This is a genomic window from Pedobacter gandavensis (genome assembly GCF_032678465.1).
Classification (GTDB): domain Bacteria; phylum Bacteroidota; class Bacteroidia; order Sphingobacteriales; family Sphingobacteriaceae; genus Pedobacter; species Pedobacter gandavensis_B.
Map to the genome: position 1 here is coordinate 88327 of NZ_JAVTSK010000009.1, position 21976 is coordinate 110302.

General features: G+C 40.6%; 17 protein-coding genes. 11 read left to right on the forward strand and 6 right to left on the reverse strand.

Features of this window, described 5'->3' with window-relative positions:
- Positions 1-76: 76 nt before the first annotated feature.
- The 6 genes from R2Q94_RS16585 to R2Q94_RS16610 all read left to right on the forward strand — a co-directional run bounded on the left by R2Q94_RS16585 (position 77) and on the right by R2Q94_RS16610 (position 8649).
- Positions 77-775 carry a DUF1826 domain-containing protein gene (locus tag R2Q94_RS16585; RefSeq protein WP_316822585.1) on the forward strand — a complete coding sequence of 233 codons (699 nt, stop codon included), beginning with the start codon at positions 77-79 and terminating at the stop codon, positions 773-775.
- Between the two features lie 103 nt (positions 776-878).
- Positions 879-1451, forward strand: coding sequence for an RNA polymerase sigma-70 factor (locus R2Q94_RS16590; protein ID WP_316822586.1), 573 nt, complete (start codon positions 879-881; stop codon positions 1449-1451).
- Positions 1452-1523: 72 nt separating this feature from the next.
- Complete coding sequence (locus R2Q94_RS16595; protein ID WP_316822587.1) at positions 1524-2645, forward strand: FecR family protein; 1122 nt, start codon at positions 1524-1526, stop codon at positions 2643-2645.
- A gap of 176 nt (positions 2646-2821) precedes the next feature.
- Positions 2822-6145 carry a TonB-dependent receptor gene (locus R2Q94_RS16600; protein WP_316822588.1) on the forward strand — a complete coding sequence of 1108 codons (3324 nt, stop codon included), beginning with the start codon at positions 2822-2824 and terminating at the stop codon, positions 6143-6145.
- Between the two features lie 2 nt (positions 6146-6147).
- On the forward strand, positions 6148-7536 hold the full coding sequence (locus tag R2Q94_RS16605) for a RagB/SusD family nutrient uptake outer membrane protein (RefSeq protein WP_316822589.1): 1389 nt from the start codon (positions 6148-6150) through the stop codon (positions 7534-7536).
- A 9-nt stretch (positions 7537-7545) separates the two neighbouring features.
- Positions 7546-8649, forward strand: coding sequence for a TlpA disulfide reductase family protein (locus tag R2Q94_RS16610; RefSeq protein ID WP_316822590.1), 1104 nt, complete (start codon positions 7546-7548; stop codon positions 8647-8649).
- A 95-nt stretch (positions 8650-8744) separates the two neighbouring features.
- Here the strand turns inward: R2Q94_RS16610 and R2Q94_RS16615 are convergent, their stop codons facing one another.
- The 3 genes from R2Q94_RS16615 to R2Q94_RS16625 all read right to left on the reverse strand — a co-directional run bounded on the left by R2Q94_RS16615 (position 8745) and on the right by R2Q94_RS16625 (position 12648).
- The gene (locus R2Q94_RS16615) at positions 8745-11408 is read right to left on the reverse strand and encodes a carboxypeptidase-like regulatory domain-containing protein (RefSeq protein WP_316822591.1); all 2664 of its coding nucleotides are present in this window, start codon (positions 11406-11408) and stop codon (positions 8745-8747) included.
- Positions 11409-11415: 7 nt separating this feature from the next.
- Positions 11416-12249 carry a GLPGLI family protein gene (locus R2Q94_RS16620; RefSeq protein ID WP_316822592.1) on the reverse strand — a complete coding sequence of 278 codons (834 nt, stop codon included), beginning with the start codon at positions 12247-12249 and terminating at the stop codon, positions 11416-11418.
- 96 nt (positions 12250-12345) lie between these two features.
- Positions 12346-12648 carry a hypothetical protein gene (locus tag R2Q94_RS16625; RefSeq protein ID WP_316822593.1) on the reverse strand — a complete coding sequence of 101 codons (303 nt, stop codon included), beginning with the start codon at positions 12646-12648 and terminating at the stop codon, positions 12346-12348.
- Positions 12649-12943: 295 nt separating this feature from the next.
- Between R2Q94_RS16625 and R2Q94_RS16630 the strand changes: the two genes are divergently transcribed.
- Both R2Q94_RS16630 and R2Q94_RS16635 read left to right on the forward strand, forming a co-directional pair.
- Positions 12944-14866, forward strand: coding sequence for a histidine kinase (locus R2Q94_RS16630; RefSeq protein WP_316822594.1), 1923 nt, complete (start codon positions 12944-12946; stop codon positions 14864-14866).
- A gap of 11 nt (positions 14867-14877) precedes the next feature.
- Complete coding sequence (locus R2Q94_RS16635) at positions 14878-15624, forward strand: LytTR family DNA-binding domain-containing protein (protein WP_316822595.1); 747 nt, start codon at positions 14878-14880, stop codon at positions 15622-15624.
- 6 nt (positions 15625-15630) lie between these two features.
- On the opposite strand, the gene R2Q94_RS16640 is transcribed toward R2Q94_RS16635, so the two are convergent.
- Together R2Q94_RS16640 and R2Q94_RS16645 are read right to left on the reverse strand one after the other, a co-directional pair.
- Positions 15631-17823 carry a response regulator gene (locus tag R2Q94_RS16640; protein ID WP_316822596.1) on the reverse strand — a complete coding sequence of 731 codons (2193 nt, stop codon included), beginning with the start codon at positions 17821-17823 and terminating at the stop codon, positions 15631-15633.
- A gap of 81 nt (positions 17824-17904) precedes the next feature.
- Positions 17905-18495 (reverse strand): TlpA family protein disulfide reductase, encoded by a 591-nt coding sequence (locus R2Q94_RS16645; protein ID WP_316822597.1) that lies wholly within the window; start codon positions 18493-18495, stop codon positions 17905-17907.
- A 297-nt stretch (positions 18496-18792) separates the two neighbouring features.
- Between R2Q94_RS16645 and R2Q94_RS16650 the strand changes: the two genes are divergently transcribed.
- Positions 18793-19680: a heparin lyase I family protein gene (locus tag R2Q94_RS16650; protein WP_316822598.1), complete on the forward strand. Its 888-nt coding sequence runs from the start codon at positions 18793-18795 to the stop codon at positions 19678-19680.
- A gap of 145 nt (positions 19681-19825) precedes the next feature.
- Here the strand turns inward: R2Q94_RS16650 and R2Q94_RS16655 are convergent, their stop codons facing one another.
- The gene (locus R2Q94_RS16655) at positions 19826-20425 is read right to left on the reverse strand and encodes a DapH/DapD/GlmU-related protein (protein ID WP_316822599.1); all 600 of its coding nucleotides are present in this window, start codon (positions 20423-20425) and stop codon (positions 19826-19828) included.
- Between the two features lie 147 nt (positions 20426-20572).
- Here R2Q94_RS16655 and R2Q94_RS16660 point away from each other — a divergent pair, with 147 nt between their 5' ends.
- Positions 20573-20950 carry a DUF4180 domain-containing protein gene (locus tag R2Q94_RS16660; RefSeq protein WP_316822600.1) on the forward strand — a complete coding sequence of 126 codons (378 nt, stop codon included), beginning with the start codon at positions 20573-20575 and terminating at the stop codon, positions 20948-20950.
- Positions 20951-21207: 257 nt separating this feature from the next.
- On the forward strand, positions 21208-21906 hold the full coding sequence (locus tag R2Q94_RS16665; protein ID WP_316822601.1) for a DUF4142 domain-containing protein: 699 nt from the start codon (positions 21208-21210) through the stop codon (positions 21904-21906).
- Positions 21907-21976 lie beyond the last annotated feature (70 nt).

Sequence of the window (21976 nt, forward strand, 5' to 3'; positions counted from 1 at the left end):
AGGGGGCCAATTGTGACAACTTATGTTTATTAATTACTTTTGTATGCATTAATGTTTGGCTATTCTTTTTAACCACATGAACCATAAATTTCAGGCCTGCAATCAAATTGGAGTAGTCTCTACTTTTACTAAGCTTCTAAATACGCCTTTTCATGGCATTATGAATGCACTTTGCTGGCACAGGGATTTAGCCGGAGATTTTAAGGAAATTGTATCTCAACTTGAATTGAAGGAAAATATCAAAGAGGTGTATCCTGAAACGCTCTTAGCGCTCAAACTAACTGAAAATGGGAACATCGCCAGAGAAATTATTCTTAGTGATCTGCAGCTATTAAAAGATTCTGGTGCCTCCCCTTCACTCAATCTGATCAGGAGCTACCAGCGTGACGAGGAACTGGATTTCATTTCAACAGATGTATATTCTTATCATGTAGACCGCTCTCCTATTTCCACTGATACTTTTTTATGTACATATTTTGGTGCTACAAGCGATATCCTTCCCAATGATCAGGTGGAACAAAAGATTTTAATTCCACATATCCGGGAAAAACTGAAAGAATTACATGAGGGCTCAGAGATCACATTTGAAACTTTTTTGAGTGAATATTTTTTTGATCTACATTATCAGCCTAAACCTGATGCTAAGCCAATAAATCTAGGACAAGGGCATCTTTGGAAACTGGCGGTTGATCATCCGGGACAAAAAGCATTACCATGCGTACATCGGGCACCCCTGGAAAATGAGGGTGAATACCGATTGCTTTTGATCTGTTAAAGATAGTTTTTTATACCCTTTTCTTATAAACGCACCTATTCTGATTGATAATAATTTAATGATCGATATGAAATTTATGTAAATTCGTCATGAATAAAAGGATATGCGGGATTACAGTAAATATGATGATCATGATCTTCTTCTCTTCTTAAAAGAAGACAATCATTCCGCATTTACCGAGATCTTTAACAGGTATAATCCCCTCCTGTTTAGTTTTGCCTATAAGAAAGTGAAAGATAAGGACGAGGCTAAAGATATCATGCAGGAAGTTTTTGTAAAACTATGGAACAAGCGATCTGAGTTGGAACTTAAAACAAGCCTTCATAGTTATCTTTATCGGGCGGTATTCAATAAGGCGCTGAATTTGTTCAGACACCAGGGGATCAGGGAAGATCATGTATTAGGGCTGCAGCAAATGATTGAAGATACTGCTCAGGAATCTGATTTTTCCATTCGGGAAAAAGATATAGAAAAACTGATCGAGATGGAAGTAGCTGCCCTGCCTCCTAAAATGAGAACTGTATTTGAGCTACGAAAAAAACAATTTCTAAGTAACAGACAAATCGCCGAACAAATGGGAATTTCAGAACAGACTGTTGAAACCCATATGAAAAGGGCTTTAAAGGTTTTACGTACTCGTTTAGGCACATTCCTCTACTTATTTTACATTCTTTAATATTTATTTTCTCTTCCATTACCCACCAGGCATTTTAGAAGTGTCCTATGTTTAGGAGGGAGAACATAAATCTTGAAAAACGCCAGAGCACTACTGACTAAATACAAAGCAGGCACCTGTACAGCCGAAGAAAAAATGTTGATCGAGAAATGGCTGTTGTTTTATAAAGCTTCAGAACCTACAGATCTAACAGTCGCGGATTATGAACAGCTACATAACGAAATTTGGCGAGGTGTACAGAAAAATACAGCTACAAAGCCTGTAAGAAGACCATTATGGCCAAAAATTGCGATTACAGCTGCAGTGCTCCTGGTCATTAGTTTTGGTATCTATTGGTTTAACGACTATAAAAGAGATTTAAAACATGGTGTTATCATTGTTAACGATATCGCTCCCGGTAAGAACAAAGCTTATTTAACGCTGGCAAATGGGGAGCGTATTGCCTTAACAGCTGCTGCTAATGGCAAGCTGGCCAAAGCAGGCGGCGTTCAGATCACTAAAACTAAGGACGGACAGTTGGTCTATGAAATTTCCCCTACTCCTAATGGAAAAACAGAGCTCGCTTTGAACACCATCGAAACTCCGCGCGGTGGGCAATACCAGATCCACCTGCAAGATGGCACCAAGGTATGGCTTAATGCAGCATCCAAATTGATTTATCCCCAATCATTTGTCGCCACTGCTGTACGAAAAGTGCAACTGAGTGGTGAGGCCTATTTTGAAGTAGCAAAAGACAGCAAACATCCCTTCATCGTAGAAACAACAGGACAGCTCGTAAAGGTACTTGGTACTCATTTTAACATCAATAGCTACACCAATGAAGGGGATACGAAAACAACATTATTGGAAGGAAGTGTTCAGGTGAGCGGTCCTACAAAAGTAATCCTTAAACCAGGGGAACAAGCTGTTCTTAAGCCTGGAGATTTAAAAATAAGGCAGGTAAATACCGACAATATAATTGCCTGGAAAAATGGGGAATTTCAGTTTGCCAATGAACCCCTTGAAAGTATTATGAGAAAAATAAGTCGATGGTATGATGTCGAAGTCATTTTTCAGAACCCGGAATTAAAGAATGAAATTTTTAGCGGAGGAATTTCCAGGTTTGAGCTGGTCAGAGATGTATTAAAGAAGTTAAGTCTAACAGAGGTCGTTAAATTTAAAATTGAAGGAAGGAGGATTTTTGTAATGAAATAAACGCTACAAAAATGCGCCAAAAAAGACAAAACCCGAGTAGGATCGGGATTTGTCAAAGAATTTGGCCGTATGAATTTAATTGTCTACTAAACCAACCACCAAACTATCAAATGTATAAAATTTACAATAGAATTTTATGCGGCCAGCACAGCCGTGTAAAAAAAATCCTGTTTATCATGAGACTAACCATCTTTTTGACCATAGCCACTATATTACAGGTCAGCGCAGGGAGTTACGGACAACAGATTACGCTACATAAAAAAAACATGGCTTTAGAAGAAGTCTTTAAAGTCATTAAAACCCAAACCGGCTATAACGTACTCTGGCAACCCGAAAAATTAAAAGCAGCAAGGAATATTGATGCCGACTTTAAAGCCACTCCATTAGAGACTGTATTAAATAAAGTATTGAGTAATCAACCTTTCACCTATACGATTGATCATAAAACCATTGTAATCCGAGTAAAGGAAAAATCAATTGTTGAATTGCTGACCACCTTTTTTCAGGCGATTCATATCAAGGGGAAAGTTACTGATGAAAACGGCAGGACATTATCTGGAGCTACCCTCAAGGTTAAAAATTCGGGCAGAATTACAAAAACCAATGCCAGTGGAGAATTTGAGTTGAACAATATAGAAGAGAATGCCATCCTGGTGGTTTCTTTTTTAGGATATAAGACCAAAGAAGTTGCCGTCCATGACAACACCCAACTCAACATTAAGCTTACTGAAGACCAGGCAGCTTTGGAGGATGTAGTAGTGGTGGGATATGGAACCACCAAGAGAAAAGACCTTGTAGGATCTGTTGCGACCATCAATGCCGATGATATGCGTAAGCAGGTTGCCACCAACTTTACTCAGGGCCTTGTTGGCCAGGCAGCCGGAGTACAGGTGAGCAGACCCAATGGTATTCCTGGAGCAGGAGCTTCCATCAGAATTAGGGGAATGTCTACGGTTTCTGGTGTCAATGACCCCTTATTTGTGATTGACGGAATCCCTGTCCAACTTTACAATGGTGGTGGAGCGGATGCCTTGCGTTCTGCACCAGCCAATGGGCTGATGGATCCATTAGCAGGAATAGACATTAACGACATTGAGAATGTAGAAATCCTCAAAGATGCTACGGCAACTGCGATCTATGGTTCCAGGGCTGCAAACGGTGTGGTGATTGTAACCACAAAAAGAGGAAAGGCCGGGCAGAAACCTGTTTTTAGCTTCAACTATGATGCCTCCATCGACAAGCAGAACAAATTTTACAAGGTGCTTTCTGGCCCTGATTATGTGAAATTTATGCAAGACACCTATGCTGCTGCTGGAAAGTCCATAGATGATGAAACATTTCCTGGAACAGGAAACACAGACTGGCAAAGAGCAGTTACCCAAACTGGTGTGGTACAAAATATAAATATGAGCTTGCTTGGGGCTTCCACTGACGGCGGTACCAATTATGGATTTTCTGCAGGTTTAACAGACCAAAAGGGCATTTTGGTGAACACAGGATTTAAACGCTATTCTTTGCGTGCAAATGTAGAATCCAAAGTTTTTGATCTATTCAAAATTGGAACCAACATGAATTATAGTTCAATCCGACAAACCGGAGGCTCTTCCATCCTCTACAACAATTATGGTGTAGCCACCTACAGACCTGATCTACCCATATATAATCCCGATGGAAGCTATGCCAATGATGGACAATCAGACAACCCATTAGCTGCCAAACAAGTCACCGATATCAACCAGAGTCAGCGCTTACTCGCCACCATATATGCAGAGCTTGAAATCGTTCAGGGATTAAAAGCAAGGTCATCCTTATCGTATGACATCAATGACAATACTGGCTATAATTATACGCCAAGCTGGATGCTGGCGGAATCTCAATACGACCAGAAAGGTAGCCGATATGATAAGATGTTTAAATACACCAACCGGATCTTTGACAATACCCTAAGCTATACGAAGGCTTTTGACAAACACCGCATTGATGCCGTTGCCGGGGCGTCCTGGACCTTAAACAAAAGCAATTACACCAATGTGAGCAGCATTAATTTCCCTAATGATGAAGTGCTCAACAACCTGGGATCGGCAGGTTCGATCAGCGGCTATTCCAGTGATTCTGAAAGCAGCGGACTAGAGTCTTATTTTATGAGGGTCAATTACAACTATGATGAAAAATATTACCTCACATTAAGTGGTAGAGCTGATAACTCCACGAAGTTCGGACCAGAATTCCAGTGGGGCTACTTCCCTTCTGCAGGTGTGGCCTGGCGTTTTTCCAAAGAGAAATTTATGGAGGGACTCGATTTTATTGATGATGCAAAAATGAGATTCACCATTGGTAAAACCGGTACTTCTGCATTTGGTGGGTTTGGATTCCTGACCTTATTCAATACCGGCTATTTTTATAATGGCATTAACGGATTGAGGGCAAATCCCGATGGCGGACAACCGAATCCGGACATTCACTGGGAGAGCACTACCCAAACAGATGCGGCATTGGAACTGAGTTTTCTAAAATCAAGACTAACTGCCGGCCTGACTTACTATAAGAAATATACCAAAGGCCTGATCACCGGCCCAAGTATCCCGGTTTCTGGTGGCTATACTTTTCAGACGAAAAATCTTGGAGATGTCAGCAATCAGGGATTGGAAATCAGCCTTAGCGGGACTCCTGTAAATAGTACTGATTTTTCATGGCGTTCCAACTTCAATATCACTTTTAACAAAAATAAAGTAGAGAAAACCTACGGAACGGCACTTTATGGAACCCTGCTCCTAACAGAAGGACAACCATTAAATGGGATCCGTGGGTACAGAACTAATGGACTCTATCAGACAAAAGAAGAAGTTGACCAACTAAATGCCATAGCAAGAGCCAAGTCCGGAAATCCGAACGCATTTTACCAAAACTCACAAACTTCAGCTGGTGATGTAAAATATGTAGATGTGAACGGCGATGGACTGATCAATAGCAATGACCGTGTGATCCTTGGTTATGCACAAAATCCAAAGTATTATGGCGGCTGGAGCAATGCTTTCAGGTATAAAAACTTCGAATTGAGCAGCTTGTTCCAATTCGATGTGGGTAGCAAAGCACAAAGGGAACAAAACCCGGATTCATTTTATGGCTATCAGCTCAATGTATCTGAAGCTGTCCTTAATGCCTGGACACCTCAGCATACCAATACAGATCAACCCCGGAATGTCATCAATGGACCCGCACAAAATACAGATACGAATAATGACAGATTTATAGAGTCGACTTCTTTCCTTCGCTTAAAAAATGTACAGCTTAGCTATTTGTTGAAGAACGAGTTATTGAAAAAACTCCATGTTTCACAGGTAAGGATATTTGCCGGAATGACCAATCTATTTACCTGGACAAAATATAAAGGACTGGATCCTGAAGTGAATAGTGAAAACTCATTTACCGATCATGGTAGGGATACCGCAACATATCCTCAGACAAGAAGTATCACTTTTGGTATGAATTTAAAATTTTAATGATGAAAAAGACCTATATATATTTCAGCTGTTTATTAATGGTCATGGTACAGGCCTGTAAACTAACAGATGTAACCGACTTAAAACCAGAACATAAATTAGACGAATCTACAGTAGTCACAGATATTCCCTCTGCAGATAAATTACTTGCCGGCACCTATTACAGTTTAAGGGATGAACCCCTGGCTTTTTATCTTCCGGCTTATGCAGGTTTAATGGGTGTAAACCTAACTTCTACCTCTGCAGGTTTGGCTCCCTATATCAATAATGATGTGATGCCAAATAATTCTACTTTGAACAGCTCTCTGTACGCAGGGCCCTATGCCATGATCCAGACGGCCAACTTTGTTATTGAAAAAACAACGGCACTTAAGGTAACTGATCCCCGAAAATTCGGAATTGTTGCGGAGGCCAGATTCCTAAGGGCTTTAGCCCATTTTTATACCTTACGCTTGTTTGGGCAATTCTGGGACATCAACTCTAAATTTGGAATTGAGATTAAAGACAAACCCAATCTTCCTATTTCGGCGCGTGCAGATGTAAAAACCTCTTATGAATTTATATTGGCAGATCTGGATGAAGCCATCAAAAACTGTCCGGATTATGCCACTGGAACAATCAAAGGTTATGCGACAAAACTGGCTGCCAAAGCAATAAAATCCAAGGTACTCTTGTATAAAAAAGATTATACTGCTGCCGCATTACTGGCCAGGGAAGTGATGAATGGACCAGCCACCTTAAGTTCGAACTTTGTCAATATGTTCCAAATAGACAAATACCATTCCGATGAGGTGATTCTGGCCGCTATTACTTTCGCCAATAACAACAATATCTATTATGAAAATGGTAAAACTTATTACTATACGTTGGGAGGTTACATTCTTTCCGACCGTTACACTACTTTATTAGCCAATGATGCAAGAAAGGCGATTATTGTTAAAACAACAAGAGATCCTGCAGATCCTGCAAAATGGCATGGCAATGGAAAATTTAGCAAGGGTGTGGATGGAAGCCGCAACGATACAGAATACTATTTTAGATTGGCAGAAGCCTATTTAATTTATGCTGAGGCAGAGACCAGAAGAGGTGGTGGAAACTTAGCCGATGCGCTTGCTGCAGTGAATGCGTTGCGAACAAAACGAGGTGTTGGAACAGTTTCAGCAGCTGGAAAAGCAGAGTTACTGGGTCTGATCAGAACTGAAAAGGAACTGGAACTTGGCGCAGAATCAGGAGAAGACTGGTTCGATATTGTCCGCTACATTACCAATAAAGATGTACAGGCTCAGGCCATAAAAGCAAGCCTTAAAGACGAAAATAAATTGATTTTACCTATCCCGCAGGTCAGTGTTGATGCCTCTGCTGGTGTTATTTTACAAAACCCTGGTTATTAAATTTTAATTATGAAACAGAAAATTATTCTTTTAAGCCTTATGGGGCTTAGTTTAGGTGCAGGCGCACAGCACAAACAAAAAACAATGGCGCACAAAAACAGTTATACTGTCCATGGTGATATTTCAGGCTTAAAGGGCCCCTATATTTACATTTCTGTTGGAGGCAAAAGGGATTCAGCAGCCGTAAAGCAAGGCAAGTTCAGCTATAAAGGTACCACTACAGCCGGACCTGAATTATTGTACTTTTCTGACCAGGCTACTTTTGGGGAAGCAGTATATGTAGAAAACGTTCCTTTGACCATTAAAGGTAAACTTTCGTCACCCAAAAATTTTGTGGTAACCGGAGGAAAAACCCAGCAGGAGCTAAATGCCTTAAAGGCCATGGAGAAACCTGTAACAGTTAAATTGGAAGCACTCTATAAAGAATATGACCTGGCGGAAAAGGGAAAAGACAGTGTAGCCCTTAAAGGGATTGAAGATCGAATGAACCGACTGGATAAAGAAAAGGATCAACTTACTAAAGCCTTTATAGCGGGTCATCCTAAAAGTTATGTCAGTATTGATCAGATTAAAAACATGGGCTACAGTAATGATTATTTAGAATTGGAAAAACTCTTCCAATCTTTGAGTCCTGCGTTAAGAGCAACTCCTTCAGGCAAAAAACTGGAAACCACACTTGCTGTGCTTAAAAGAGGAGGCAACGGACAGAAAATGATCGATTTTACACAAAATGATCTTTCTGGAAAACCGGTAAGTTTTTCTTCTTTGAAAGGGAAATATGTTCTGGTTGATTTCTGGGCAAGCTGGTGTGGCCCCTGCCGTGCTGAAAACCCGAATGTAGTAAAGGCTTATCATAAGTATTCCCCTAAAGGATTTACCGTTTTGGGTGTTTCACTAGATGACAATGCAGAGAAATGGAAGAAAGCTGTGGCAGACGATAACATGCCATGGACCCAAGTTTCTGATTTGAAGGGCTGGAAAAATGAAGTTTCTACCTATTATGGACTTCAGGGAATCCCAGCTAATTATCTTGTTGACCCAAATGGTGTCATCATTGCAAGGAACCTTAGGGGAGCCGATTTGGAACGTAAACTGGAGGAAGTTTTAAAATAAATCTCCGAAGCCTGGAATCTTAAGATTTCAGGCTTTTTTGTTTTTATCATCCATCAAAACTCCAGATATAACTGCTGAGTCTGATTCCAACAATTCTAAAAACTAAAACTATATTTAAAAAGAAAGGTACGTTCCCTTAGTGGCACCTCATATCTGGAAAGCTCGTTGGCATTGGAACTGCTTTGTGAATATAAATTCTGCCCTAACACATTGATGCACTGTAGTTCAAAAACACCCCCACTTTTTTTCAGGTTATACCTCAGGCTGGCGTCAAAAAAATTATTGCTGGTAGGTCGCTGAAGGGATTGTCTGAAGTTTACCATACTATAATTGATTTGGTAGAATAACCTGTTGCTAATCCTGTGGTTCCATTCCGCCTTAAGTTGATGACGCTCTACCAGCGTTTCCAGTCGCTCATTTAAGGCTTGCTGACGATTGCTCATCTGCATATAATCATACATCATTGCAAGGCTGATTCCCCTGGATATTTTTTTCCTCAGGGAGCTTCCTGCATTCAGTTGTACGGCTTTAAATGGATTGACCTCATTATTATAAAGCGTATTCCCCTTCTGCAGGTTCAGGTTTGCCCGGACTGAAAAGTTAGTCCCGATGAAAAAGATATATTTAGATAAATTTGCACCGAAATTGAACTGCGCTGTTCTATTGTCGAAATCTACGGCAATGGCTTTGGTAAGGCCACTGTCTATTGTAAATGCGCTAATATAGTTTTGTTTTGAAGATCGGTAACTGAGTTCAAGATTGTAGAAAAACATATGAATCGGTCTACGATAGCTATACCTGGCAGACAGGTTCTGATGATCAGTTCTGGGTAGCGGAACATCATTAGAATTGAATTGTCTGAAGTTGACCAGTATCGCTCCGGAATAAATATCCTTTATTTCACCAAATTCTGTTTCCGAGGAATAATTTAACTGCAATTGCGCAAACTTTCCTGCATTAAGGCGAAAGCTAAGCGCAGGATTTGGAACAAAATATTGTTGTTTTGACTCCGATTGCTTTTGGTGATCCTGATAAGTGATATGGTTTAAACCGGGAGCAGCGGATACGTTCAATGATCCATTTTTAAACTGATAAAGGGCTGATAAATTACCCCTCAATTCAACATGCTGAAAATCGATATCATTGCGAAATGTAGTACCTGGTATATACTCCTCTCCTGCCAGATTCGTTACTCCAAGATGACTGAGCAGCTGATTCTTTTCCAGAGCAAATTCAGCCGCGGCAGAGAGAACCAGTTGACTGATTCTTTTCCTGAAAGCGATGTTTTGCTCAATGACCAGCTCCTCTGTAAATACCTGCTGGGCAGCTTTTAAATACTCTGCTCCGCTGTTTAATATTTCCTCATGAATGCCCGGCGAGATGAGCAATTGCTCATTTGTTTTCTGGTATTGAACTAAACTTCTATACTCCATTACACTTTCCTTACCTAATGCTTTAACCAGGGTAGTCAGATTACTTATAGAATGATCATTTGAGGGTTGCCCCTGCTTAAAAGACTGGTCATTTTGAATAGTCTGTCCATTTCGTTTCCATTTGGGCAGGTCCAAACTGGTCTGCGAGCGTAAGTAAATATTAGGGCTGTTTTTCTCGACCTGCGCCTTCATGTTCCAATTCTGATAGCGGTAAACATTGTCCTGCTGCTCATTGTAACGGATCGTATCAGCATTGGCTAAAAAATATGCAAGGGAATTGCTGAAGCGATACTTACGTTTGAGCTGGGAGGTACTGAGGTTTAAACGCATGGTCCAGTCTTTTCCTATGGAGAAAAGCGGATTGATACTGCCCGAAAAATCATCATTCATCAGGTAATACTTCTGCTGGATATCCGGAATAACTTCGCTCTGCATGGAAAGATAGTGTTGCGGGCTTTTGGCCTTGAGTTCATTAGCGGATGATTCCCCAACTTCTTCCATTTCGTCCAACAGATCCAGACCGATATTATTGGCTTTGAATACGGAAATGGCTTTGGCTTTTTTTTTAAACATCATGCTGGAAAGCTCGCCATAGTAGGCCTGGTTTCCGGCAGCAAGCTGGGCATTACTGGTGATAACGGTTCTGACACTATCTGTGAGCGTGAGATTTAGCGCCACATCGTCACTTAAGACATATCCATTGAGCGCTTTGATGGGCTGATCTGCCTCTATCACCTGCAGTTGCTCTACCGCCCCGGCAGGGATGTTCCCTGTAGCCAGTTTATAGTTTCTATCCAACAGGTTTTCCCCATCTATATATACCTTGGAAATCCGCTTGCCATTATAGCTGATCCCACCTTTTTCATCCACCTGAATGCCAGGCATCCTTGCAATCACGTCAACAATTACCCTGTCCTGTCCTTCTCTAAAATGGCTCACTTTGTATTTGAGCGTATCTTTAGATTTGCTGATCGGGCTAGAGGACTTCACCGCAACCTCCTGCAATCTGGTCACATTTCCGACTAACCTCAGCAATAATTCTTCGACGCCAGCATCCTTCAGCGCAAGGGAAAAAGGCTTAAATCCGATAGCTGAAACTTTAAGAAATAAGTCTGTCCGTGAGGGAATTTCAATACTGAACTTCCCATGAGCATCCGTTCTGGAGAAGAGAATTCCTGCTCCGTTTTGGTCGGTAATGGTTACCGAGGCCGCATTAATGGAAAGCCCGGCCGTATCTTTTACAGAGCCGGAAATCCGCGACTGACTAAAACACAGCGTAGCCTGAATCATCAGGAATAAAAACAAAGAAAAAGCTTGCTTTGGCATGCCCCTTTTATTTATCCAGTTCCAGAGGAAAATTTACCTTGAAGGCTTTTTTTGAATCGCTTGCAGACTGTGCATTATTCATCATCAGGGTCACACTTGCAGGATCAAAAGCATCCATATCAAGGTTCTCTCCGTAAGCCTTCTCCATGCGCTCGTATTGGGCGGCAGTGGTTCTGGTTAGTCCTTCTGGTAAATTTATAGAGATTTCGGAAGGAAGCTTCCCAGCAAGGGATAGTCCGGTACAGGTAAAAGAAATGCGACCACTTTGATCATGAGCCTCCAAAATCAGTCCGGGTAATCCATTCAATTTCCATGGCCCAAATCCAGCCGGAATATCGGTCGTAAACCATGCGGTATATACCCTGCCCTTCCACAAGCCTGTAGCTTCCTGACAAACATATCCGAGGATCTCTTTTGTTTCCTTAGAAATCTTCCAGTCGATTTTACCTTCATCTGTAGTAATCAGGTAATTGTTGCCATTGAAATTTTTGATGACCGCTCGTTTCTGCTGATCGGCATAGATTCTTTCCGGCGTAGTTGGTACGAAAGTTCCCATGTCGATCTCATCGCTTTCACTCTCTTCCGCAGCCTTGAGTATGGCACGGTTCACAGAATCCTGAGTATGTTTGGTTTCACTGAGGTAAACACTTCGATTTGCATCGAAAGCGAGCAAGAACTGTTCGGTCCAGACATTTCCACTTTGTGTAGAGTCTCTGATATGGCTAAACCGGTAATATGCGATGGAAACGGGTGGTAGTTGGGTATTACTGATGCTGTCTGTAAATCCGCAAAGCAGGCAAAATACAATCGCCCCTAAGCCCAGCTTATAATATCTTTTCATATGCGCTAAAATTTAAAAAGGCCACCCACCTTTTTTTTAATGATGACGATCAGCAAAAGACAATGCCTTTTGCTGATCTAAGCAAACCAGAGGATACTATTTGCAGTTCTGGTCGTTGAAATGATTCCAAATACCGCTCATTACTCCTGGAACGTTCACTGCATCGTTGTAAACATTCACGATAACGTCTCCACAGGTTAAATGAAAAACATATTTAGTGGTCTTTCTTTTTTGTATTTTACTTTGCTCAACAGCTTTTGTTTCCGGAGCTTTTACTTCCAGCACTTTAACGTCCAGTGCTTTTTTAGATAGAGGTTGGGTTTTGGCTGGCGATACTTCTGATGCCATGGCACTAAAGCCCATTGCTGTGCATACTAATGCGATAAATAAACGTTTCATAGTTTTTAGATAAAAGGTTAAAAATTTAGTTTTCAATAGGTGGATGACCATTGTTTTTCAATTTGAATTTCCGGAGAAAAAAGAGAGGGAAAAACACTAAACCCAGATTCGGGGCATTTCATCTGATATTCGTAAGAGAAATTAAAAAATCTGCGAAACAAGGAATGGGGCTAATTATTTATACGGATATGGATTCAAACCTGCCGAATATGGATAGGTCCTTTCCCATTTTCAGTAGTATTGATATATTTAAAGCTGAAAGCAAAACTCAGGCGATAAAGCAGATTTTAAGCTCATGAAGATCATTTACAAACACGCTCATTTGTTAATTGCCTCGCTGACTGCCTTATGTGTGTTAGGCTGTAGAGATAGATCTCCAGACACCAGGCCAGCCTTAGTCAGTAGCAACACCATAAAAACTCCGGAGGCATATCTCTCCTTAATTATTTCGCTCGATACACTTTCTACAGCGCATTCCAATGCTACAATCCTGGCCCAGGACAGCCTTCTTTCAATAGCTGAAGCTGAAGACAAGGGTCCCTTTTACCATTATTTTAGGGCCAGAAAATTCGCTTTGGAAAAGAAACTGGACAGCGCGATGTCTGAATACGCCAGGATGACCAGTACCAGGAAAAATGATGAAACAGAGCTCTTGAAGAATTATGCTATGTATTCGCAGATGCTGAATCATGCTTCTACGGTTGAGGCGAGTTTAATGAATAAAATTTTTGCAGGCTTGAAAGCCTCTGAACGAAACCACAGCAAAATCAGCTATCGCTATTATGATCTGGTAGCACAAGCTTATTTTCAAAACCACAACAATGAAAAATCTCTGGAATATTCTGCAAAATACTTCCAGGCTCACCCTTTCAAGAACCACAAGGCGATCAAACAGCGCTACTTTGACATATCATTTTTACTAGCTTCGCGTTTGGCAGATTATAATAAGATGACCTATTACAATGGTCAGGCGAGAAAACTAGCCAGAAGCCTTGGGGATAGCCTTGCCCTTGCGCGTACCTACGACAATCAGGCTCAGATCTACAGCATGAAAGGCCTGTCAGACAAAGCACTCGAAGCCAGTCGAAAATACTTCAGTTACCTGAAAAAATCTGACAATTTAAATGACATCGCTTATAACAATCTCGCTACTGCCTTCGTCCAGGATGGCCAGGCAGATTCAGCGATCTTTTATTATAAAGCCGGGATCGCTTTGGAGCAAAAAAATCCAGCTGGAAAAAGAAGAGTAGTACATTATCAGGGACTGATTGATGCCTATAAACTTAAAGGAGATTATAAGTCTGCATTACTTGCAGCAGACTCTGTCTACAAGATTGGAGAGCGAAATAATCGCGCTATTGAAGCAGGAAATATTGCGGAGATGAATGAAAAGTACGAAGTTGAGAAAAAGGACCAAAGCATTAAAGCACTCAATGCCCGCAATCAACTTAACGAAGAGGTGATCAGGCAACAGCGCTGGTCGTTTTTCCTGTTGCTGATTATCTTTCTGGCTGCTGTTTCCATGTTTATCATTGTGTATCGTCAGATTCGTTTAAGGGATAGAAACAAATTACTGGCTTCCGAAAACCAGCGTTTACAAATGGAGCAGAAACTACTGCAAGCCCAGCTCAATCCTCATTTTATATTTAATGCCATTGCAAACTTGCAAGGCCTTATTTCGGCTGGCGACACTGCGGAATCTGTTCGTTATCTGCGAGCCTTTTCAGCTCTGCTCAGAGCAATACTGGAACAAAACCGGAAGGATTTTATTGACATTGAGGAAGAGATCAGTACCCTTAAAAATTACCTTCAGCTTCAGCAAATGCGTTATACCGGAGCTTTTGATTACAGGATTTCCGCTGATGAGGAGTTAGACATCCATCAGACCTTAATTCCGCCCATGTTGATCCAACCTTTCATTGAAAACGCGATTGAACATGGATTCAGAAACATCGACTATAAGGGCAATCTGGATATTTCCTTTCAGCTGAGCGATGACCAATTAAAGATTGTCATTGAAGACAATGGAAGCGGGTTGGGAACGAAAGCCACCGGACAACAGAAAAAACAATCCCTTTCACAAACCATCATCTCAGAGCGATTTGAGGTGCTTTTTGGAAGTTACAGTAAAAAGGCACATTTTAACCTCATAGATAAAAATAGCAACGCAGGAACCGGGGTTCGTGTGGAAATCATGATTCCAATGATTATTGAGTAAATTTAAGACAGATGAAACTATATATACTTGAAGACGAAGCCCGTATTTTGCAAGACATTCTGCAAATTGTTCAACGAATTGACTACGTAGAGGTGATTGGCTATGCTAGCGAAATTTCAAAGGCAGCAAAGGAAATTCCTGGCCTCAGACCAGATATCATTTTGGCAGACATCAGGCTGAAAGATGGAAATAGCTTTAACCTCTTTGATCAGATTGGTACCTCAGACTTTCAGGTGATTTTCCTCACAGCCTTTGACCAGTATGCGATACAGGCACTTAACCTCGGGGCTTTTGGCTATCTGCTGAAACCTGTAGATGAGGAATCACTGCGCACTGCACTTGACAAATGCTTTAATTACAGAAAGCAGGAATCTTTTGATCAGCAACAGCTGGCTATCGCTAAGGACTATTACCTTTCTCAGGAAGTATCCCTCAACAAACGCATCGCCCTGAAAACATTTGAATGTATTGAGGTGGTCGCGATTAAGGAAATCATGTATTGTAAGGGCGACAAGGGCTATACTACCTTTGTGCTCATTGATGCTAAAGAAATTTTGGTTTCCAAAGGACTTAAGGAATATGAACCACTGCTTTATCCTTTCGGCTTCGTTAGATGCCACCAATCCTATATGGTGAACTTTGCCTATGTCAAAAAATACTACAGGGAAGGCTATCTGCAAATGGAAAATGGAGAGAAGATACAGGTGTCGAGCCGCAAAAAGGAAGAGGTGATGCGTTGTCTGGAGAATATAGCCTGATAAGGCCTATTTACACCATTTTTCAAGTTTATCCATCAATTCTTCCAGGCGAATCGGCTTAGCAATATAATCGTCCATTCCGGCATCCAGACAATCCTGTTCATCGCCTTTTAATGCATTGGCGGTTAGTGCAATAATAACGGGCTGTTTAAATTGTTTTTTTCTGATCAGTCGGGTTGCCTCTAAGCCGTCCATTACTGGCATTTGCATGTCCATTAAGACAATGTCGTAATCTTTACCATATACTGCATCAATGGCCTCTTCTCCATTTTTCACCAGGTCTGGTTGATAGCCCAATCGGTTAAGAATATTAACAATGACCAATTGGTTAACCACTTTATCCTCTGCAACCAGCAATGTACAAGGATAATTTATGGAAAAGTCGGCAGACAATTTATTGCTTAACATCCGATCTTCTACCTCTACCTGACTTCTGATTTGCAAGGCATTTGAAAGCTGTTTACTCAAAACATGCTGGCGGATAGGCTTAGTCATGACCGAATAAAACAAACCTCGTTGACGCTCTTCAAATTCTTCACCGATAGAACTGAGCAAAATAACTGGAATTAATGGATAACGCTCCTTCATCAACCTGGCCAGCATCACCCCATCCATTCCAGGCATCTGCATATCTGTAATTACCAAATCGATTGCCGGATTGAGCGACAATATAGATAATGCCTGTTTAGCCGAACTGGCCAATATTGGTTGTAAGTTCCAATGGCTAAACTGCCTGTTTAAGATGCTGAGGTTTGTCGCATTATCATCCACTACCAGCACCCTTTTTCCAGCATGTTCAACCATACTGTAATTGGTATATGGAATCAATGACTTCGTTCCAATTGCCGTCTGCACCTTAAATGTGAAAGTTGATCCCTGATCCAGTGTGCTCTCCACATTGATTTGTCCACCCATCAATTTAACCAGCTTTTCTGAGATGGCGAGGCCCAGACCAGTACCGCCATACTTCCGGGTGGTAGAAGAGTCGACCTGTGAAAAAGAGGTAAACAAATTACCCAGTTTATCGGCCGCAATTCCAATACCGGTATCCCTTACTGCAAACTCGAGTTCGAACTGTCCATTTTGTAAATCTTTCCCCATAGAAACGACTACAAAAACCTCCCCCTCCTGGGTAAATTTCATCGCATTACCAATCAGATTTACCAGCACCTGTCTCAATCGAAGCTGATCACCAACAATTTGCACAGGAACATCTTCTTCAATCAGGTAAATTAATTCCAACTGAAGTTCAGCGGATTTAACTGCAAATATATCCAGGACATCCTCAATACATTTTCGCAAATTGAAATCTTCAGATTCTAACTCCATATTACCGGACTCTATTTTGGAAAAGTCCATGATATCGTTGATTACATTGATCAGAGATTCGCCACAATTCGCAATCACATCAGCAAACATATATTGCTCTTTATTCAGTTCTGTTTCCTTTAAAAGCAATGCCATTCCCATCACCCCATTCATCGGAGTTCTTATCTCATGGCTCATATTAGCCAGGAAAATACTTTTGGCCTGATTGGCCCTATCAGCTTCAGTCCTTGCTTTTTCCAATGCCAGATTAGACAGTTTCAACTGCTCATTGGCCTTTTCCAATACCTCTTCATTCTGTTTCCGAACCTGGGAGAGTTGCGCTTCCTTTTGGAGTTCGGCCATGGCTAAAGTTTGAATCACCTGTCTTTCATTCGATTTTCTGAGGAGGTAAGCCCATAATCCACAGATAAAAAAGATCATATCAGCCAATAAAATATGAATGATAAAGGTCTGCAGATCGAAATAATCCAACTGTGAAAAATAGATTCCACTGACCCCACTATTTTGCAGATAACCAAATACTGCATGATGAACCATCACCACTATGAGAATTGGTATCTGCAGTTTCCATTTCTCGTAGCTGATGAGCAAAGCGCTCCCAATAAAGGCAAAGAAATGCATTTCGAATAGCCCATGCATCTGGTAGATAAACTGTGCCATAAAAATACCCAGCACTGCGCTTAAAACATATTGATAAAGATCTGATGATGGTAAAAGGTATTTTGCGGAATAATAAGCCAGTAAGGAAAGTCCTCCTACTCCAACTGCAATCAACCAGGTATCATAAAATTGCGCGAAGATAAGCCCCACAATGAAGTACCCCCACAAAAAGTAATTCATTAAACGATCGGCTCTTTCCTTAACGCCCATAAAGAGTAAGCGGTTTTGGCTATCAGAAATAGATGAATGAGGGTTTGATATCATGGTTTACATCAGTTCAAAAGTTAATGATCATTTACAGTTTGGCAGCGTACAACCATAGGATTTTAAAGCGGCCTGACTAAACACCAATCCTGTTTGTTTTTGCAACAAACCATTCAGTGCTATTCTTGCAAAGCTGGTTTTTTCATCGGTACAATAGCGAGTAGTGTTATAGTTCCCACGATAATACAGATGTTGGTTCTGGTCTAGTAAAACCGCCTGAGGGGTAGAATACACCCCACAAGCTGCAGCCAGGCTTTCATCGAATAGTATTGGGATCTGAAGGCCAAACTTATCCTGGATGCTTTCTGCAGTAAAAGATTTTGGGCTCAGGACCACTACCCTAAAATCGACACGATCGCCATATTCTTTAACCAATGATTTAAAATGCTTCATGTTAAATCTTGAACAGGGACAGTCCGGATTAAAAAAATGGAGAAAAACAGGTTTACGATGTTTATGGTTTAAGGCTTTATTAACGATCAGTTTTCCGCTTTCAATAGCTTTGTAAGCTTTAGGAATTGGAGTGGGCAATTGGTAAACGATGTCATTATACCAGAACAAATACCCGATGGCAGAGAACAAAAATATCAACCAAAAAAACACGAGCGCTTTTTTCATATTAAAATACAAAATAATAAAATATTGTGTTTTTAATACCAATAACGGAACTTATTATATGATATAGAAGGGATTATAAATTATATTCCTCCAAGATTTATATCCCCAGACCTGCAATCATACTAAAAATATGAATGCAACTCAAATGCTGTTTACGTTTAGTAAAATACGCATATGGTTAATTAAATAAATTTCAATATTGACCAATAATTTAAATTAAATCACAAAATTTATATTGTGCGATTGGCCGATTCACGAACTAACCATTTGTAAACCACAATTTTAAATTCATCCTAAATGAAAATTAAATGTTTAAGCTTATTGCTGACAGGACTGATATTTAGTTCTTGTAAAAGCGGCATTCAAGATGCTGAAAAGCCGGAATCATTGCAGTTAACCAATAAAACCGAATCAACTAATTCCATTCTGGCAGTTGGTGTGACATTAAATGCCGATGGCCCAGGGAATACCTACAGTTTACTCAATAGCGTACTGGGCGGAACGGCCTATGAAGTACCTGATTGCGGACATGCCCAGGATCACATCTCTGAGGCCTTTGATACTGGCCTTAACACCAATGTATTTGTATTTTCTGCACATGTTGCGTTAGACGACGACAGATGTCAGGCCACTGACCGTCAGCGGACAGAAATTAAAACTTATGGCCCTTCTCCAGCGAACCTTAAAGCCACTAATGGAGAAACGGTTACTTATCGCTGGAAATTTAAAATAGATGCTGCTTTTAAAGCTTCTTCCAGCTTTACCCACCTTCACCAGATCAAAGCCGGCGACGGTGATGATGCCTCTCCTTTAATCACCATTACGCCTCGGTACGGAGCTAACAACACCGACAAAATGGAGCTGATACACATCAATTCTTCGGGTACAACCACTAAAGTTAAGGTCGTTAATCTGGCTCCTTTCAAAGGCAATTGGGTAGAAGTGGTAGAAACCATTAAATATGGCTCTTCAGGAACCTACAACATCACGATCAACAAAGTAAGTGATGGCAGCAGTTTGATGTCCTATAGCAATTCCAACATCGATTTATGGAGAACCGGAACGACCTTTTGTCGGCCGAAATGGGGCATTTACCGCAGCCTGAATAATGCTTCTCAATTAAGGGATGAGGAGGTTCGCTTTGCAAATTTCTGCATTGCAGAAGGCAGCGCTACTTGTCCATAGTTGAGGCTATTATCCTTAAAAAGCATTCAAAGAGGCGCGCGCTTTGAATGCTTTTTTATTTGATGGTATTTCCAGCATTCCTTAAAGAGCCGCATATAGCTTTCCTTGATCGACAACTGATCAGATTTGTCAGTTTGATTTTTTACTAATCATTGATGGATTTCACTATTCTCGCCGGTACCCCAGCCACAATCATATTGTCCGGTACATCTTTTGAAACTACAGCACCAGCGGCGACCACAGCGTTTTTTCCTATGGTTACTCCAGGTAATATAATGGCTCCTGCACCAATCCATGCCTGCTGTTTAATGGTAACTGGCTTTGTAATTAGCGCAGTTCTATCATTTGGGTCCAGTGGATGACTTTCTGTGACCAATTTCACACCGGGGCCAATCAGCACTCCATCTTCGATCGTAATCCCTCCCAAATCCAGGAATGAACAGCCATGATTGATGAAAACGTTTTTTCCGATCTTAATAAATCTGCCAAAGTTGGTGTAAAAGGGAATGAAAACAGTGGTACTCTTGTCTATTTCTTCTCCAATAATCTCAGCTAAATGATGGCGTACCTGATCCAAATCAGTCGCCGTATTCAGCTGCTGAGAGCACTTCATCGTGTTGCTCAGCACCTCGCTTATTTTGAAATATTCCGGATCGTTTAACCGGATAGGTCCTCCGGACCTTAACCTATCAAAAATATCACGATCCACAGGTTCTTGCATCAGTTCTTTTTTTGCTGCTTTCATCAGGCAAAATTAACCGAAAATCCTGTGAATTATTATTATTGAGGGTTCAATTTATGTTTTCCTTAAGATCGGCAGGAAAGCGATGTCCTATCCTTCTTTCGTAGATCATGATAAGACTCCTTATATAAGTTTGTCTTTTATAAATTAATGTCGAGTTTAGTGTTTATGGAAATAGAAGTGCACCAAAATGGAGCAGTAAAAATCGCGGAAGTGAAATCTGATTCACTGATCATAACCAATGCCGAAGAAGCATTACAACTGATGGTTGACCTGTATTATCAGGACTTTGATAAGATCATTATTCATGAACGATGTATTACAGCTGATTTCTTTGACCTAAAAAATGGCATTGCTGGAGAGATTCTGCAAAAAGTATCTAATTACAGAATTCAATTAGCCATAGTTGGTGATTTTGGTAAATATCCGGGAAATAGCATTAAAGACTTTATTTACGAAAGCAATAGAGGCCGACAAGTTAATTTTCTGGATGCGGTGGAGCAGGCGCTGGAGCGCCTAAGTAAATAAGTAATTTTATTTTACAGACGACACAATATACAGTCAAATTAAGCGTCTTTATATATGAGAGCGTTAATTTAGATAAAGCGGGGATGATCGGAGATCATTTCCGCTTTTCTTTTTTCAGTTGTTTTGAATTTTAAGGCTAAAATTATTGGGATAAATTAATCTATATCAGCATTTTTTTGAGCCGGATGCATTTCAATTTAACTTATCTTTGTGTTATTGCTTTATCTTGATTTAGCATACTACCTAATTAAGTACCCATGAACACACTTCGCATCATCACCGCTTCCCTGTTGTTATCCTGCCTGTTCTATTCTTGTTCGACCTCCAGAAATCCAACTGCAGAGGGAAAAAGAAAACGGAATAAAATTACAACGATTAGCCCGGATATAAAAAATCCCAGCAGATCTGTAATCAATGCCAGTGGTGACGGATTAACCCCAGGAATTAACCAACCAAGACCTGCAGGTTCAAGGAGCAATGCCAGCAACATAGCAAGTAATGCAATTGGACGGGCGAATATAATTGCGAAAGAGAAATCACAGGATCTGGAATCTTTGACCGATGCAGAATTGATCAATCTGATGGCAGTCGCTCAACAAATGGAGATCAATATGAGCAATAAAATGGCCCGTGTATCTACAAAAGATAAAGTAAAAGATTATACCAGTATGATTGCTGGCGATCACGCTGATATCCTAAAGGAACTTAAGAAACTGGCTTCAAATAAGAACGTTATACTGGAAAAAGAGATCATTCTAGTCGGTACTCCTAAAACAGATCTTGATTTTATCAAAATAATGACAGAAAGCAACAGAAAATTGGTTAACCTTTATGTAGTAGCTAGTAATTCTAATAGCTCCGAATTGAGGGAGTTTAGCTTAAAGCAATTGCCCATATTGAAAAAGCACCTGGAAACTGCTCAGGAAATGAGCAAAGAATTAAAAAGTAAGCTTTAATAAAAGAAGAGCTCATAATAAGAATCCCTGCAGATCCAGAATTTGTAGGGATTTTTATTTGAGCCTAAGC

Bases quoted from the DNA above. Each gene is read 5' to 3' on its own strand.
- R2Q94_RS16590 (WP_316822586.1), top strand. From the start codon at position 879: ATGCGGGATTACAGTAAATATGATGATCATGATCTTCTTCTCTTCTTA.
- R2Q94_RS16585 (WP_316822585.1), top strand. From the start codon at position 77: ATGAACCATAAATTTCAGGCCTGCAATCAAATTGGAGTAGTCTCTACT.
- R2Q94_RS16665 (WP_316822601.1), top strand. From the start codon at position 21,208: ATGAACACACTTCGCATCATCACCGCTTCCCTGTTGTTATCCTGCCTG.
- R2Q94_RS16660 (WP_316822600.1), top strand. From the start codon at position 20,573: ATGTCGAGTTTAGTGTTTATGGAAATAGAAGTGCACCAAAATGGAGCA.
- R2Q94_RS16605 (WP_316822589.1), top strand. From the start codon at position 6,148: ATGAAAAAGACCTATATATATTTCAGCTGTTTATTAATGGTCATGGTA.
- R2Q94_RS16615 (WP_316822591.1), bottom strand. From the start codon at position 11,408: ATGCCAAAGCAAGCTTTTTCTTTGTTTTTATTCCTGATGATTCAGGCT.
- R2Q94_RS16650 (WP_316822598.1), top strand. From the start codon at position 18,793: ATGAAAATTAAATGTTTAAGCTTATTGCTGACAGGACTGATATTTAGT.
- R2Q94_RS16630 (WP_316822594.1), top strand. From the start codon at position 12,944: ATGAAGATCATTTACAAACACGCTCATTTGTTAATTGCCTCGCTGACT.
- R2Q94_RS16620 (WP_316822592.1), bottom strand. From the start codon at position 12,249: ATGAAAAGATATTATAAGCTGGGCTTAGGGGCGATTGTATTTTGCCTG.
- R2Q94_RS16645 (WP_316822597.1), bottom strand. From the start codon at position 18,495: ATGAAAAAAGCGCTCGTGTTTTTTTGGTTGATATTTTTGTTCTCTGCC.
- R2Q94_RS16600 (WP_316822588.1), top strand. From the start codon at position 2,822: ATGAGACTAACCATCTTTTTGACCATAGCCACTATATTACAGGTCAGC.
- R2Q94_RS16610 (WP_316822590.1), top strand. From the start codon at position 7,546: ATGAAACAGAAAATTATTCTTTTAAGCCTTATGGGGCTTAGTTTAGGT.
- R2Q94_RS16640 (WP_316822596.1), bottom strand. From the start codon at position 17,823: ATGGGCGTTAAGGAAAGAGCCGATCGTTTAATGAATTACTTTTTGTGG.
- R2Q94_RS16635 (WP_316822595.1), top strand. From the start codon at position 14,878: ATGAAACTATATATACTTGAAGACGAAGCCCGTATTTTGCAAGACATT.
- R2Q94_RS16625 (WP_316822593.1), bottom strand. From the start codon at position 12,648: ATGAAACGTTTATTTATCGCATTAGTATGCACAGCAATGGGCTTTAGT.
- R2Q94_RS16655 (WP_316822599.1), bottom strand. From the start codon at position 20,425: ATGAAAGCAGCAAAAAAAGAACTGATGCAAGAACCTGTGGATCGTGAT.